Origin of the sequence: Pseudorhizobium flavum (assembly GCF_044142885.1) — a bacterium.
Lineage (GTDB): Bacteria > Pseudomonadota > Alphaproteobacteria > Rhizobiales > Rhizobiaceae > Neorhizobium > Neorhizobium flavum.
The window spans coordinates 440,112-456,494 of record NZ_JBIOKZ010000003.1; the positions used below are offsets into that span (position 1 = coordinate 440,112).

Below are 16,383 nucleotides of genomic sequence, written 5' to 3' on the forward strand. Positions count from 1 at the left end.
CCGGTGCCTGGAGCAAGGCGACGCTCGACGCAGCACCGAAAGCCGGGCCGGAAGCAGACGCGCCTCCTGGCTACGCGCTTCGTGTCGTGGTGCGATGGAACCACCTTATTTGTAGAATCTTGAATAAATCTAAACCGCCTGCAGCAAAAGCGCCAGGTCTCGCGCGATGCGGTTTCCGCGCCTAGTATTCCCGCTCGTAGAAGATACCCGCGGTGCCGCCCTCGGTGCCCGCGCCGGCTTTCAGCTTCACCCCGCGTCCGACGTCCAGGTTGATGGTGGCGCGCGCGCCCTCCGCGCCGCCCTGCTCCAGCTGGAGATACGTCCGGTTGTTCAGATAGCGTCCTACAGACACCGTTGTCTGGCCCGTTTCGTCGGTGTTGATATCGAGGTCATCGACGCCGAGATTGCTGCGGAGCGTTTCCAGAAGCGAGGTGGAACCGCCGCCTGCGAGTTGGCCGACAGCATCGGCCAACTGGGCAATCTGCAGCGGCGAAAGACGTGACATCGACTGGCCGAAGATCAGTCGCGCCAGAACCTCGTCCTGTGGCAGGGCTGGCGACGAGGAGAAACTGATATCCGGATCGTTTGCGATACCGGTCACGTTCACGGTAATCGTCGTCTGCGCCGATGTCGTCGTCGCCTCGAGGTCGAGAACCGGGATCAGGCCGCCGCCGAAGGTGATCTCGCCCGAGGTGAAGTCCAGACGCTTGGTGAGGATGATGATGCGGCCCCGGCGCATCTCGAATCCACCCGCTACCTGCGGGGCCGCGGCGGTGCCGGATATCGCCAGTTCGCCACCGAGTTCGGCATCGATCCCGCGGCCGCGAACGAAGATACCGCTGGGCGCGCTTATCTGGAGATCGAGAGCCAGGGGACTTGAGGTGCCCGACGCCTGCTCCGGCGCCAGTTCCCTCACCTGACGGACGACTTCGGGAGGCGGGTTGCGGTGGCGGATCTCGATCTCGGTGAGGGATGTCGGCAACTTGGCGGGGACGGTGATCGCGGCCTCGGAGAGCGTGATGCGGCCTCCGAGTACGGGCCCGGCCGTCAGCGGACCCGTAACGGTGAGATCTCCGCTGGCGGTTGCGGTGAAGAGCGTGCCGTCGACATAGGTGGCGTCCACCAGGCTGATCGACAGATCTGCGGGGAAACCGGAGCCGGGAGCGATGCCGATGGAGCCGCTGGCGGAAACGCGGCCCCCGGTCGAAAGCGTGCCGGTCAGGCTGGAGATATTCGCTTCGGTGCCGCTAAATGTGACGTTGGCGGCAAGTTGCTCGACTGCGAGGTTGCGGCGGACATCGATCAAACGGGCGCCGGATGTGGATGCGGAACCGGTGATGGAGGGGGAGGCGGTCGTGCCGCCGATAGCCAGATCGACGTTGCCCGTTCCCTCCAGCACGAAACCCTGGTCTGCCAGTTGTCCGGCCAGGATGGCAAAGGGTATCTGGCCGTCGAACTGAAGATCCAGAGCTCGCGCGCCCTGCAGCGAAATCGTGCCTCCGCCGGAGAGCGACAGGTTGCCTTGTCCGGCAAGGCTCGTCTCGATCGTGACGGCATTGTCGCGGTACTCGCCGGTCGCCCTCACCTGTAGCGACGAAAGCCCGGCGGATGTGGTCTGGGCGACGGCAGCATCCGACCATGTCAGGTCGTAGCGGACGGCCGGCGCCTGTGGTGTTCCGGCCGCAGTGACGGTGCCGGCGATCGTTCCGCGGGCGCCAAGGCCGGGAACGAAGGCGTTGGCAAGACTAGCGGGAACTGCGTTGGCCGTGGCGTTTATGTCCAGTGCGGGAGCTCCGTCTTCGTTCAGGACGATGCGGCCGGATGCATCGATATCCAGCCCGTCCGCGCCCGACAGCTGTGTCTCGTCCAGCTGAAGCGTCCTGTCGGAAAAGCTGCCGGCTACCTGTAGTTGAAGCGGTCCGACGCCCGCCTGCCTGGTCTGCTGCAACTGTGCCTCCGACCATTCGAGATCATACCGGATCGAAGGGGCGGTGAGGGAGCCTTCGGCGTCTATGGTCCCGGAAATGGAGCCGGCCGCATTGAGTGCGGGTACGAAAGTATTGAGCAGGCTTGCAGGAAGGGATTCGATCTGAGCCTGCACATCCAGTTGGCTGCCGACCGTGCCGCTAACGCTGATACGGCCGTCGCCGGTTCCGACGGTGAGGTCGGACAGGCGGGCGTTTCCATCCGCGACCACGATGGTCGTCGGGTTGGCCAGTTGGACAGAAATGCCCCTAGGTTCGGCCGCAAAGCTCTCGAGCGCAACCGACGTTGTATCGCCTGTTCTTACCGTGGCCACACCCGTCAACGGTGCATCGTCATATCGGGCGTCCAGCTCGAGCCGAGTGCCGGTATCCTGGTAGGCGAAGTTCAGGTCCAGAGCCTCTATCGCGGTTGCTGCGGTTCCAAGCCGGCTTGCTCGGATCGTGCCGTCCGCAGCAAGTGCCCGTAGGTCAGGAACCGTCACGTCGATCACCGGGCCGGTAACCTCCAGATTTCCGCTGGCGACCCGGCTTCCGGAGGCCCGCACAACGGCTTGTGTTTGCCCGTCCCGGTTTTCGAAGGCGACTGTGCCCTGGAGATCGCCTTCCGCTTGCTGGGCCGCAAGTGCGGCAAGCAGTGAGACGTCGGGGAATTCAAACTCCAGATTGCCTTCGGGCATGAAATCGGGAGAGAAGCTCAGAGCCCCTTCCAGTCGGTTGGGTCCCACCTGGAGGTCGATGGCTGGCGCCGAGGTGCGGCCTCCTTCCGACCGCAGGTCCGCATTGATGCTGAGCGGTTGTCCCTCGATCGATCCCGTCGCCTCGACCTTTCCGGCGGGCGATTGCGGATTGGCGACCCCCTCCACGTTCACACGCAGATCCTGCACGAGCTTTCCAGCCAGCCTGATCTCTGCGGCATTCACAACGCCTTTAACCGACAGGGCGTCCAGCCTTCCCTCCGCCGAGACGTCGAAACCTGCCGCGCCTTCGGCATTGGCCAGCCAGCGACGAAGTTCGGGCACGCGCCCGGCAAGACGGCCGGTCATCTGCTCGCCAGCCAAGGTCGCGTTGCCGTGCGCTTCCACCGCATCAGATTTCAGGACGAAGTTCTCGACCTTCACCTGGTTGGCGGACGTCCGTTCGACATAGCCTTCAGCCAGGATCGTGTTCTCGAAGCGTGAGGCAAATGCAGGCGGCAGGGCTTCCGGGGTCGCGGTGATCCGGAAGTTGCCCGTGAGGTTCTGGGAGGTGGTATTGTACGTCCCGCTGACGGTTCCGCTTAGACGCGCGCTGTCGAGCGTTGCCGCATCCAAACCGATGGCCGGCAGATCGAGGCGGAGCGGCGCGTCGAGCGTAATCGGTGCCTGCAAGGCGCGATCCAGATCAGCATTCGAGAAATCACTTTCGCCGATTGTGAGGCGGGAGCGCACGCTGCCGGAGCGGGTCACCAGGTTCAGGTCTTCACTTTCTGCCTGCAGCCTGATCTGGCCGAAGCGGCCTTGAGCCACGTCGGCTGAGGCGAGTGCCGCGGTTGCGTTGAGGCGCGCGGACTGTGCTGCGCCGGTGACCGTCAGGTTGAGAGTGTCGACGACAAACCGGCTGTTGTAACCTGCAATCGGCCACACGATGGGTACGGGTCCATCCGTTCCGGTGAGGCTTGCCGTGAGGCTGTTGTCGCCCGCCGGATCCCAAACACCTGATGCCGTGATATTCACTGCGCCAGAAACGATCTTGCCGTTATCGATCGAGATGCGCCCGTTGCGGCCAATGTTGGCTGCCACGTCGATATCGGTTGTGCCCTCGAATAGCGGACGAAACGCGGGGGGCAGGAGTGTGGCCAACTGGCCGCCGCCCACGAGCTCGACCCGGCGGCTGCCGTCCGGAAGCATCTGGTGGCTTCCCTCTGCTGCCACGACGGGGTCCCCGGCCACGCTGCCTGACAGCTTGCCGCTCCAGTCTGACAAAGGCCCGGTCCCCTCCAGTGCCAGGTCGACTGCGGGGGCGCCTGGAAGCTTCAGCAGGCGTGCGAGCAAGCCGCCCTGCGGCTCCGAAACGGACGCTGTGACAGCAAGGCGGTTCTCGGCGGGTGCGTACAGTATGTCCGCAACGGCGCGAGCATCCGGTTCATCCTGTCTGGTTGCTTCGAGATCAAGCCGTATGTTCGGACCGGTGGCGTCGATCGATCCCTGGAGAGAAAGAGAAAAGGGTCGGCCGGTGAGAGTCGGTGCGATCTCGATGTCGGGCATGTCGATCTGTGCGATGCGCACCCCGACAGGCAGCGAGAAGCCCGAGGACTGTCCAGCTTGCGGCTCATCCGGCAGCGCAGACGGAAGCGGCGCGCGCAAAACATCGATGCTGTCAACGCTTACATTCTCGGCGCGGAACACGCCGCGCAACAACGCGGAGGGTGACCAATCGACGTGCAGCCCCTCGATCTCCGCATAGGTGCCTTCATCGTCGGATAGGGTAAGGGAGGCAATCTGCAGGTCGCCGCTCAGAAGGCCCTGCGGAGGCGAGAAGTTAACCTGCCTGTCCGGTGTCGAGACAATAGATGAGATACGCTCTGCCGCGATCTGGCTGCCAACCGGGGTCAAGCCCACGAAGAGCAGGACACCAAGAGCCATAACGAGAAGGATCGCCACCGCGACGAGCGCGATCTTCACAACCCATTTCAACAGGCGAACCATCCCATCCTGCCCCTAGTTGATCGCCTCGCGGCGCTGTCAGAACGATTGCCCGATCCCGGCATAGATGCCGTAGTCGCTGCCGCCGTCATATTTCCGAAGCGGTACTGCAACGTCGAGGCGTAGCGGCCCAAATGGCGTCGCATACCGAATCCCGATACCCGCACCGGCACGGATATCGGAGAAATCAGGCACGATTTCGGTCGAGACCGTCCCGACGTCAATGAATGGTACCAGACCGATATTCTCGGTGATCTTGGTCCTGACCTCGAATGATGCGAGCGCGTAAGAGCGTCCGCCCAAGGCTTCCTCGGCGTCATTATAGGGCGAAATCTCACGGAATGCATAGCCGCGGACCGATCCTCCGCCGCCGGCAAAGAACCGGCGGGTCACGGGGATGTCTGCGAGATCCTCCGCGCCGATCAGCGTGCCGGCCGAAACCTTACCCGCGAGGACGATGTTGTCTTCGGCCCCCAGACCCAGATAGCCGGAGAGCGACCCTTCGAATGAGGAAAAGACGTTACCGTTGAAGAATTCGTAGGAGGGCTTTGCCGAGATCGTCGCCCAGTATCCCTCCGTCGGGTCCAGTTTGTTGTCACGAGCATCCCGCTCGAACGCGACGGGGACGCTGAATGTCAGGTAATCGTTTTCGCCGAAGGCATCGTCGGTACTGATCCAGGCAATTTCTCCGCCAGCCTTCAGCGTGTCAGTCTCGTTGAGTTCGTAGGAGAGGCCCGCAGAGCCGACAACCGTCTGCGCTTCGTATATGTCGTCGGGCGTCTCGCTCTTCGCCTCCAGCCGCGACTCGAATGTGGCTTCCGGAACGGGAAATCCGGGTTTGGTGAAGACGATGCCGGCGGAATAGTCGAAGGCCGTCACGTCCGTTGTGGCGCCGATGCCCGATACCTTGCCTTCTATCCGAAGCGCTTCAGCCTCCCCGAAGAGGTTTCGGTGGCCCCAGTAGCCCTGCAGGCCTGCGCCATCCAGCGAGGAATATTCTGCACCGAATCCGAAATAGCGATGCTTGCCCTCGGAAACCTCGATGGTGAGGGGAAGTGTTCCGTCGGGTGCAAGCGCTTCTGCCTCGCGAATCGTGATGCTTGAAAATACGCCCAGTTCACGCAGACGTTCCGAGGCCTTCCGCAACTGCTCGGGCGAGTAGCGGTCACCCTTGTCCAGCCGCGAATAGCGACGGATGAAATCCGCCTTCACGGTTCGCGATCCCTTGACTGTCACCGCGCCGAAGTCGGCTTCGGGGCCGCTGACCACACCCGTTACGACGTCCACCGTCAGGGTCCGATGGTCGGCGGTGACCTGCCGCTCCGTCAGACGCGCCAGCGGTCGTCCTTCTGCCTTCACATCGACAAGCAGACGTTCGCTTGCTTTCAGAATGACCCGTGAACCGGCTTCTCCTCCCGGGACAAGGTCGTAGTCGGCGGGATCGCGTCCGGCAGCGTCACCCTCGAACCGCACCGAGCCGAGCTTGAAGACCGGGCCGGGTATGATGCTGACTGTAACCGGCACAGGGCGTGAGTGATCGAAAGTCGGGTTTGGGGGGAGGGCGTCGATATCAACGCCCTCGATGCTGATATGGACGGTGCCGCCATAGCGGGCCTCCTCATAGAGGACTGCGACCAGCCGGTCCCGGTCTTCTCGTGCCTTGATGACGATACCAAGGTCTCCCGACACCGGCTGTTCCTCATCGTTGACAAGAGAGGCGGCATTCTCCAGGCGTTCGGCAAGATCGGAGTCGGCGTCGCCTGTGGACAGCGTGGCGTCGTACCGGACGGGATTGATGACCTCTATGGTCTCTTCCTCGGATCCGAACAGATTGATGCCGAACAGCTTGAGAGCATGAGCCGGCGAGGCCGTCAGAAGACCGATCACGACGGCAGAGGCCGTGAACGTCACCATTCGTCCTGGGAAGCAGGCGACAGCTGCCTCGCTAACTGGTCTACGCACCCACACTATCGGTCTTTGCCTTCCGAGCCGTCTTTCAAGCGTCAAGTCCGCCTATGTAGCGGTTAAAGCCGAGGCCGAACACCTCTTTTGATGGCTCGGTGATTGTTATTAAAAAGAAAAGCCCCGGAGCTTGCTCCGGGGCCACAGCCGGATATGCGCGGCTCAGTAACGGCGGGGGCAGTCGTCGATGTAGCGCCGTCCATAGCGGTCGCGGTAGTAGCACTGGCCGGGCTGCTCGGCGACAGAGCCGATCAGGGCGCCCGAAACGCCGCCGATCGCGGCGCCGACTGCGGCTCCCCGCACATTGCCTGTGGCCAGGCCGCCGATCACGGCACCGGTGCCGGCACCGATTGCGGCTCCCTGTTCCGTCTGGGTGCAGCTTGCCAGCATGAGTCCCGTCATTGCGAGCACAAGCATTCTTCTCATCGTCTCTCTCCCACGACTCAACGTCATCAATGGCTGGTGGTGACGCCTTCGCCCTCGGCTTTCGTGCACCCCATCGACTGCAACAATAGATCGGGCGTAGCCGATGTCCATAGATCCAAGGCGATCGCCGTCGGATCTTTCTGCACCGAATTTGACGGGCGTCATGTCCAGCGGGACCGTCGCTCGTCGTTCGTCGGAAAAATGTTCCTTCGTCGCAAAGCTAGAGGTTGATCGGGCTGGCAAAAAGGAAAATGATGCGAGCGTGTCTGGAGGAGACACGAGGAGGAGCACGATGGCAAAAGTGACGCTGACGGTGAATGGCCGTACGGTGAGCGGCGAGTGTGACGACCGCACGCTGCTGGTTCATTTCATCCGGGAGAAACTGGGACTGACGGGAACGCATGTCGGATGTGACACGACCCAGTGTGGCGCATGCGTAGTTCACATGGACGGTAAATCCGTCAAGAGCTGTTCCATCCTCGCCGTCCAGGCGGCAGGCTCAAGCGTCACGACCATCGAGGGAATCGCCGCACAAGGCGAACTTCATCCCGTCCAAGCCGCCTTCAAGGAACACCACGGCCTGCAGTGCGGCTTCTGCACGCCCGGCATGGTGATGACCGCGGTGGACATGATCAACCGTCATGGCGGGAAGCTCGACGAAGCGACCGTGCGCCATGAACTGGAAGGCAATATCTGCCGGTGCACCGGATACCACAACATCGTCAAGGCAGTCCTTGCCGCCGACGCCGAGATGGCGGCCGGCCGGCAGGCGGCGGAATGACAAGCCAAACCGAGGCGTGCGGATAGGACCGACAGCCGCTTCTGCGGCCGGAGGTACCCGCCCTTCGAAGTTGCTGTTCGCTCATTTCTGGAGGAGATGAAAATGGGTGTTGAAGGAATCGGTGCACGTGTCACCCGCAAGGAAGACAAACGCTTCCTGACCGGCAAGGGCCGGTACACGGACGACATGTCGGTGCCGGGAATGAAATATGCCTACTTTGTTCGCAGCCCCTATGCCCATGCAAGGATACGCGGCATAGATGCCGCCGCCGCGAAGGCGATGCCGGGCGTCATCGACGTGCTGGACGGCAGGCAGCTACAGGCCGATGGGATCGGCAACCTGATCTGCGGCTGGATGATCCATTCCAAAGACGGATCGCCCATGAAGATGGGTGCCTGGCGCCCGCTCGCGCACGAGATCGTCCGCTATGTCGGCGATGCGGTCGCGATCGTCGTCGCCGATTCCTCGGCGGAAGCACGTGATGCGGCAGAAGCGGTCGTGGTGGACTACGAGGAGCTTCCGGCGGTGACGGAGGCGGTGTCAGCGCTGGAGGCCGGCGCGCCGCAGATACATCCGGAGGCGCCGGGCAATCTGATCTTCGACTGGGAGATCGGCGATGGATCGGCGACGGACCAGGCGATCGCAACCGCGGCCCACGTCACCGAGATCGAGATCCACAACAACCGGCTGTCGCCCAACCCGATGGAGCCGCGTGCGACCCTCGGCATCTATGACACGGCCGAAGATCATTACACATGCTATACGACCAGCCAGAATCCGCATGTGGCGCGGCTGGTGATGAGCGCGTTCTATAATGTCGCTCCCGAGAACAAGCTGAGGGTGATCGCCCCCGATGTCGGCGGCGGCTTCGGGTCGAAGATCTACATCTATCCCGAGGAGATCGTCTGTCTCTGGGCATCCAAGAAGACCGGCGTTCCGGTCAAGTGGACGTCGGATCGTACTGAAGCCTTCCTGACCGATGCGCATGGCCGCGACCATGTCTCGAAGGTCAAGATGGCCTTCGACGCCGATCATCGCATCATCGGCCTGAAGGTGGACACGATCGCCAATCTCGGCGCCTACATGTCCCTCTTTTCCTCCGCTGTACCAACCTATCTCTATGCAACGCTGCTTTCCGGGCAGTACGCGATCCCGTCCATCCACGCCAACGTCCGCACGGTCTACACCAACACAGTGCCGGTCGATGCCTATCGCGGTGCCGGGCGGCCCGAGGCGACGTATCTCCTGGAGCGGACGATGGAAACGGCCGCCAGGGAACTCGGGATTTCTCCCGCCGAATTGCGGCGCAAGAATTTCATCCGTACGTTCCCCTATCAGACGCCGGTCATCATGAATTATGACGCCGGCGACTACGAAGCGTCGCTGAGTGCCGCCATGCAGGCCGCCGATTGGGACGGCTTCGGCGCGCGCCGCGCAGAGGCGGAAGGCCGCGGCAAGCGCCGTGGAATCGGCATGAGCTGCTACATCGAGGCCTGCGGCATCGCACCTTCGGCTGCCGTCGGCTCCTTGGGTGCAGGCGTCGGTCTGTGGGAATCGGCAGAAGTGCGGGTGAACGCGGTCGGCACCATTGAGGTCCTGACCGGCTCGCATAGCCATGGACAGGGTCACGAGACGACGTTTGCGCAACTGGTGGCGGAGCGGCTTGGCGTGCCGCTCGACAGCGTCAACATCGTTCACGGCGATACCGACAAGGTGCAGATGGGAATGGGCACCTACGGTTCCCGCTCCGGGGCGGTCGGAATGTCGGCGGTCGTCAAGGCGCTGGACAAGGTCGAGGCGAAGGCGAAGAAGATCGCCGCCCACCTGATGGAGGCGGATGACAGCGACATCGTCATCGAGAACGGTGAACTGAAGGTGGCGGGTACGGACAAGACCGTGCCGTGGTTCCAGGTGGCGCTGGCGGCCTATACCGCCCACAACCTGCCATCGGGGATGGAGCCGGGGCTGAAGGAAACGGCTTTTTACGATCCTGCCAACTTCACCTTCCCGGCCGGCTGCTATATCGCGGAGGTCGAGGTCGATCCGGAGACGGGCAAGACGGAGATCATCCAGTTCGTCGCGGCAGACGATTTCGGAAATATCATCAATCCTCTGATCGTCGAGGGACAGGTGCATGGGGGGCTGGCGCAGGGAATCGGCCAGGCGCTGCTTGAAGAAGTGCGCTATGACCGTGAAAGCGGCCAACTGCTCACCGCGAGCTATATGGACTATGCCATGCCTCGCGCGGACGACCTTCCGTCCTTCAACCTCTCGCACCAGAATACGCCCTGCCCAAGCAATCCGCTTGGCATCAAGGGCTGCGGCGAGGCGGGGGCAATCGGTTCGCCGCCGGCGCTCATCAATGCCATCACCGACGCGATCGGCAACAACAGCCTGACCATGCCCGCCACGCCGATGAAGGTCTGGCAGGCTATGCGCGCGACACACTGAGGAGGATCGGACATGTATGCAACGAGCTATCACCGCGCCTCCTCGGTCGAGGAGGCCGTCAAACTCAAGAGCCAGCATGACGAAGGGCGCTATCTGTCCGGCGGAATGACGCTGATCGCAACGATGAAGCAGCGGTTGGCCGCGCCGTCGGACCTGATCGACCTGCGCCACATTCCCGACCTGAAGGGAATTTCCCTCGATGGCGGCAATGTACGAATCGGCGCAGCCACGCCGCATGCCGATGTCGCCGGCTCGTCGCTCCTGCGCTCGGTCTGTCCGGCCATCTGCGATCTCGCCGGAATGATCGGCGATCCGCATGTCAGGCACATGGGAACGATTGGCGGTTCGATCGCCAACAATGATCCGGCCGCTGACTATCCGGCCGCCATGCTCGGTCTCGGGGCGACGATCATCACCGATCGCCGGTGGATCGGAGCGGACGAGTTCTTCACCGGTCTCTTCGAGACGGCCCTGGAGGAGGGCGAGATGGTGACCGCCGTGACCTTCGAGGCGCCCGAGAAGGCAGGCTATGCAAAGTTTGCCAATCCCGCTTCGCGTTATGCGCTTGCCGGGGTGTTCGTCGCCAAGCGCCTGGACGGGGTCCGCGTGGCTGTAACGGGTGCGGGAGCGAACGGCGTGTTCCGCCATCGAGGCATGGAAGAAGCACTGGTATCATCCTGGTCGCCCGAAGCCGTCATGACAGCCGAAGTCGGTCAGGCGGATATGCTCGCCGACATGCATGCGAGCGCGGACTACAGAGCCAATCTTGTTCGTGTAATGGCCAAGCGTGCCGTCCAGGCAGCCGGGTGAGTAGGAGAGGCGGGATATCCTTCCCAACTTGATGTGGATCAAGTCCGGGGTCGTCCGCATCGGCTACCACGGACCTTGGAACCGTTCGAAATAACGTCCAATTGCCGCAGTCTGGATTAATTCCAATCTGCGGGGTTGACGCGGAGCGAGCGAGAAACCAAAACCGTTACAGGGTTCTGGAGTGTGACATGGATTTCGAGGCATTTTTCAAGCGCGAACTGGACAGTCTTCACCAGGAAGGCCGTTACCGGGTGTTCGCCGATCTCGAGCGGCATCGCGGCAGTTTCCCTCGTGCCACGCGTCACACCCCCGAGGGTCCCAAGGAAGTTACGGTCTGGTGTTCCAACGATTATCTCGGCATGGGCCAGCATCCAGCCGTGATCGCAGCCATGCATGAGGCGATCGATCACTGTGGCGCGGGTGCGGGAGGCACCCGGAATATCTCTGGTACCACCCACTACCATGTTCTTCTCGAGCAGGAACTTGCCGATCTTCACGGCAAGGAATCTGCGCTCGTCTTCACCTCCGGCTATATCTCCAACTGGGCAACGCTCGGTACGCTCGGCCAGAAAATCCCCGGCCTCATCATCTTTTCAGATGCGTTGAACCACGCGTCGATGATCGAGGGCATTCGCTACGCCAAGTGCGATCGGGTGATCTGGAAGCACAACGACCTGAATGACCTCGAGGCAAAGCTTGCGGCGGCCGACCCGAATGCGCCGAAGCTGATCGCGTTCGAATCAGTCTACTCCATGGATGGCGACATCGCGCCGATCAAGGAGATCTGTGATCTCGCCGACAAATACGGTGCGATGACCTATCTCGACGAAGTCCATGCGGTTGGCATGTACGGTCCGCGCGGCGGCGGCATCGCCGAGCGCGAAGGCCTGATGGACCGCCTGACGATCATCGAGGGCACCCTCGGCAAGGCCTTCGGCGTGATGGGGGGCTATATCGCGGCGTCTACAGCGCTCTGCGACTTCATCCGCTCATTTGCTTCCGGCTTCATCTTTACGACCGCCCTGCCGCCGACGCTCGCTGCCGGCGCGATCGCCTCGATCCGGCACCTGAAGGCGAGCCCCTTCGAACGCGTCCGTCATCAGGACCGCGTCAAGAAGCTGCGTTCGCTGCTCGATGCCCGAGGCATTCCGCACATGCACAATCCCAGCCACATCGTGCCGATCATGGTGGGCGACGCTGCCAAGTGCAAGTGGATCTCCGACATCCTGCTCGACTCGTTCGACATCTATGTGCAGCCGATCAACTACCCGACGGTGCCGCGCAAGACGGAGCGCCTGCGCATCACACCGACGCCGCTGCATTCGGATGGCGATCTCGAGCGCCTCGTCGACGGGGTGCATCAGCTCTGGTCGCGCTGCGCGCTCGCCCGCGCGGTTGCCTGAGCCTCACCGCGCACAGATCAAGCAAATGGCCGCCTATGCGGCCATTGTTCTTTTCGAGACCAGAGCAGCAGCACTCCTTCGTGCCTCCGCATCCGCGGCAAAGATCTCGTCAATCGAGCCGGCAGCCGGATACCCGGTCATCGCCTCCATGACCTCCTCGGCGATGTCGGCCATCGCCAGGAAGCCGATCTGTCCGGCGCAGAAGGCGTCGAAGGCCACTTCCTCGGCGGCATTCATCACCGCGCCCTGGACGCCGCCGCGTTGCAGCGCATTTCGCGCCAGCCGCAATGCCGGGAAACGCACCTCGTCAGGCGCCTCGAAGTCCAGCCTTGCGAGCTTGGCGAAGTCGAGCCGCTCGACGTTCAGCTGAGGCCGATCCGGGTAGGTGAGCGCATAGCCGATGGCGGTGCGCATGTCGGGTGCGCCGAGCTGCGCTAGAATTGAACCGTCCCTATAGCCGACCATGGAATGAATGATCGATTGCGGGTGTACGATCACCTCGATCTGGTCCGGCCTGAGGTCGAAGAGATGCTTCGCCTCGATCATCTCCAGCGCCTTGTTGAACATGGACGCGCTGCCGATCGAGATCTTCAGACCCATGGACCAGTTGGGATGCGCCTTCGCGACATCGACCGTAACGTCTGCCATTTGTTCGCGCGACCATGTCCGGAACGGGCCGCCGGAGGCGGTGAGCACAATCCGCTCTATCGCATGATGCTGGTCGTCCTCCAGGGACTGGAAGATGGCGCTGTGCTCGCTGTCCACGGGAATGAGGCGCCCGCCACCTTCCCTGACCGCGTGAATGAAGAGATCGCCGGCGGAAACCAGGCATTCCTTGTTGGCCAGCGCGATATCCGCACCTCTCCGGGCGGCGGCAAGTGTCGGCGCCAGACCGGCCGTGCCGACGATGGCGGCCATCACCCATTCGGCTTCGGCTGCAGCGGCTTCCATGACTGCATTGCGGCCTGCGCCCGCTTCGATGCCTGTTCCGGCGAGCGCGTCCTGCAACTCGGCATATCTGGCATCGTCCGCCGTGACGGCCATTCTCGCTCCAAAAATCTTCGCCTGCCGCGCTAGGAGCTCCACATTGCTGTTGCCGGTGATGGCGACGAGATCGAAAGCCTCACGGCCACCCAGTTGCTCTACGACGTCGAGCGTGCTGACGCCGATCGATCCGGTCGAGCCGAGGATGGAGATGCGGCGCCGCGCGCCAGGGCCTATTGCCATTTTCTGTTTCCCGCAGGTGATCTCCTGACGGGTCTACAGGCCAAGCACGCTCGTCACAAGGGTCACCTCCGATCGCTCGAGGCTGCGACCGGATGCACCTTGATCGTCGCCGCGGTTCAGGCGAAGTAGGGACATGGATCATCAGGACGAACTGCAGACCACATGTGTGATCGCCGGCGCAGGCCCGGCCGGCCTGATGCTCGGTTTCCTGCTTGCCCGGGCCGGTGTCGATGTCGTCGTCGTGGAGAAACACGCCGATTTCCTGCGAGACTTCCGCGGCGATACGATCCACCCCTCGACACTGGAAGTGATGCACGAACTGGGGCTGGCGAAGGAGTTTCTGGCCCTGCCCCACACACGCGCGCTGAAACTTTCGGCGGAAATCGGCGGGCGCAACGTGACGATCGCCGATTTCTCGCGCCTGCCGGTGAGGCATCGGTTCATAGCCTTCATGCCGCAATGGGACTTCCTGAATTTCCTGGCTCGAAAGGCAGCGCAGTACCCGAATTTCCGGCTGGTCATGTCGGCTCGGGTGGTGGATGTGATGGTTGACGGGGACCGGGTGGGCGGCCTTCAGATTGATACGGAGGCGGGCCTTACCGCAATCCGGGCCAAGCTCGTCGTCGGAGCCGATGGCCGAAGTTCGGTGGTGCGGCAGAAGGCCGGGCTCGAGGTGGAAAACCTCGGCACGCCGAGCGAGGTCCTCTGGATGAAGCTCAGCCGGCAACCGGGAGATCCGGTAGAAGTCATGGGTCACGCAGGCCCGCGTCAGGGCCTGGTGCTGATCGACCGCGGCGATTACTGGCAGTGCGGCTATGTCGTCCGCAAGGGGACGTTCTCCGAGATCAAACGAGGCGGGATCGAGCCTTTCCGCCAGATGGTGCGGGACGTCTCTCCACTGCCGCCGGACCGCATGGAGGAGATCAGGGGCTTCGACGATGTCAGCCTGCTCACCGTGCGGATCGATCGCCTGAAGCAATGGTGGCGGCCAGGGCTTCTCTGCATCGGCGACGCTGCCCACGCGATGTCCCCGATCGGCGGTGTCGGTGTGAACCTCGCGATCCAGGATGCCGTGGCGACGGCAAATATTCTCGGCCGCCCGCTGCGGGAGGGGCGGCTAACCGATGCCGATCTCGCGGCGGTGGAGAAACGCCGCGGTTTCCCGACAAGAGCAACCCAGAAACTCCAGGTGATGATGCGTAGCAGCCGCCGGAAGGATCAGGACGATTCGCAGAAGCGAAGAGGACCGCCCGCCTTTATCCGCGGAATCGCCCGCTGGCCGGTGCTTTCCCATCTCGCGGGCCGGCTGATAGGGCTTGGCTTCCGCATGGAGCATGTCCGGCCCCGCTAGCGGTCCTGTAGGGACGTGAAAGTTCGGATTGGAGATTCCCCATGTTTTTCCGGTCCGGTTTCTTTGATTGTCGAAGGTATATTGAATGTAACGAAATATTAAACATACCGCGGAAGTATAGATGAGGAATTTCAGTCAAATTTGTTTTCAATCTTCTCGCTGCTGAGAGGCAAGGCCGTCCAATGCTGGCGCAATCCCAGGACAAAACCCACCCAGCGGCAACGCCCCGCACCATGAAGATCGTGACCGAAGGTATCGGGATTGAGCTGGAGCGGTTCAGCACCGACAACGCCAATGTGGTCAGGCAGATAAGGCTGCTGGCAATCAACGCGCTGATCGAAGCGGCAAGGGCCGGAGACACCGGAAAGGGCTTTGCGGTTGTCGCCAATGAAGTGCAGCGCCTGGCGCAGACGGCCACGGAGATCGCGGAGAAGTTCGAAACCCGCGTACTGGGGCGCATCGGCCTCGGTCGCAGCATGGCGGATGCGCTGGTCGTCGAGATGGAAGGTGTCCGATTAACGGACCTTGCCCAGACACTGGTCCAGCTCATCGTCCGCAACCTCTTCGAGCGTACGGCGGACGTACGCTGGTGGGCGACCGACTCAGCGCTCTGGCAAGCGCTTTCAAGCGACGATCCTGCAATCCGGGCGGTTGCCTCCGAGAGGCTGGGCGTTATCAATCGCTTCTACACCGTCTATCTCGATCTAGTGCTGACAGATCTGGATGGCCGCATCGTCGCCTCCGCCAATCCGGCGTTCCAGAGAAAGATCGCAGGTTCTACCATTACGGCCGAGCCCTGGTTTGCTGCGGCGAGACGCTGCGGTTCCGGCGACGACTACATTGTTGATGACGTCAAGCCGAGCCGCCTTCACGACGGACGCAAAGCGCTGGTCTATGCAACGGGCGTGCGGGAGGGTGGACGGCTGGATGGGCAGCTCCTTGGTATGCTCGGCGTCTATTTCGACTGGGAGATCCAGGGGCAGGCGATCGTGGAAAAGGAGGCCAACCTTCCACCTCATGTCGCCGAAAAGACGATCGTCATGCTCCTTGATGGCAACAACAAGGTCATCGCTACCACGCGCCCCTCGCTGCTCTTCACCCACTACGCCCTGCAGAAAAAGACCGGGCAGGACAAGGGCAGCTACTATGACCGCAATGGGGCAATCGTCGCATTCGCCAAAACCCTTGGCTATGAGGATTACGACGGCCTCGGCTGGTATGGCGTAGTGGTGCAGGAGACCGAGAGTGACGACATGATACGGGCGGCGCTCGACCTGGGGTGATCAGGATCCCTCACGAGCCCGAC

10 protein-coding genes are annotated in these 16,383 nt (G+C 62.5%); 6 read left to right on the forward strand and 4 right to left on the reverse strand.

Annotation, left to right across the window (positions count from 1 at the left end):
• Positions 1-181: 181 nt before the first annotated feature.
• The 3 genes from ACEPP2_RS08990 to ACEPP2_RS09000 form a co-directional block, all read right to left on the reverse strand.
• Positions 182-4,669: a translocation/assembly module TamB domain-containing protein gene (locus ACEPP2_RS08990; protein WP_395516371.1), complete on the reverse strand. Its 4,488-nt coding sequence runs from the start codon at positions 4,667-4,669 to the stop codon at positions 182-184.
• Positions 4,670-4,705: 36 nt separating this feature from the next.
• On the reverse strand, positions 4,706-6,580 hold the full coding sequence (locus ACEPP2_RS08995; protein WP_395516372.1) for an autotransporter assembly complex protein TamA: 1,875 nt from the start codon (positions 6,578-6,580) through the stop codon (positions 4,706-4,708).
• A gap of 210 nt (positions 6,581-6,790) precedes the next feature.
• On the reverse strand, positions 6,791-7,054 hold the full coding sequence (locus ACEPP2_RS09000) for a YMGG-like glycine zipper-containing protein (RefSeq protein WP_142586410.1): 264 nt from the start codon (positions 7,052-7,054) through the stop codon (positions 6,791-6,793).
• Between the two features lie 292 nt (positions 7,055-7,346).
• On the opposite strand from ACEPP2_RS09000, the gene ACEPP2_RS09005 reads away from it, so the two are divergent.
• The 4 genes from ACEPP2_RS09005 to hemA all read left to right on the forward strand — a co-directional run bounded on the left by ACEPP2_RS09005 (position 7,347) and on the right by hemA (position 12,499).
• On the forward strand, positions 7,347-7,835 hold the full coding sequence (locus tag ACEPP2_RS09005; RefSeq protein WP_142586409.1) for a (2Fe-2S)-binding protein: 489 nt from the start codon (positions 7,347-7,349) through the stop codon (positions 7,833-7,835).
• 102 nt (positions 7,836-7,937) lie between these two features.
• A complete protein-coding gene (locus ACEPP2_RS09010; RefSeq protein WP_395516373.1) occupies positions 7,938-10,286 on the forward strand; it encodes a xanthine dehydrogenase family protein molybdopterin-binding subunit in 2,349 nt (782 codons plus the stop codon).
• A gap of 12 nt (positions 10,287-10,298) precedes the next feature.
• Positions 10,299-11,096 (forward strand): FAD binding domain-containing protein, encoded by a 798-nt coding sequence (locus ACEPP2_RS09015; protein WP_395516374.1) that lies wholly within the window; start codon positions 10,299-10,301, stop codon positions 11,094-11,096.
• A 188-nt stretch (positions 11,097-11,284) separates the two neighbouring features.
• Entirely contained in the window at positions 11,285-12,499 is a 1,215-nt protein-coding gene (gene hemA, locus ACEPP2_RS09020; RefSeq protein ID WP_395516375.1) for a 5-aminolevulinate synthase, read from the forward strand.
• Between the two features lie 33 nt (positions 12,500-12,532).
• Here the strand turns inward: hemA and dxr are convergent, their stop codons facing one another.
• Positions 12,533-13,726, reverse strand: coding sequence for a 1-deoxy-D-xylulose-5-phosphate reductoisomerase (gene dxr, locus ACEPP2_RS09025; protein WP_395516376.1), 1,194 nt, complete (start codon positions 13,724-13,726; stop codon positions 12,533-12,535).
• A 133-nt stretch (positions 13,727-13,859) separates the two neighbouring features.
• Here dxr and ACEPP2_RS09030 point away from each other — a divergent pair, with 133 nt between their 5' ends.
• Both ACEPP2_RS09030 and ACEPP2_RS09035 read left to right on the forward strand, forming a co-directional pair.
• Positions 13,860-15,077 (forward strand): FAD-dependent oxidoreductase, encoded by a 1,218-nt coding sequence (locus ACEPP2_RS09030; protein ID WP_395516377.1) that lies wholly within the window; start codon positions 13,860-13,862, stop codon positions 15,075-15,077.
• A gap of 182 nt (positions 15,078-15,259) precedes the next feature.
• Positions 15,260-16,360, forward strand: a complete 1,101-nt coding sequence (locus tag ACEPP2_RS09035) for a methyl-accepting chemotaxis protein (protein ID WP_395516378.1) — start codon at positions 15,260-15,262, stop codon at positions 16,358-16,360.
• The last annotated feature ends 23 nt before the right edge of the window (positions 16,361-16,383 follow it).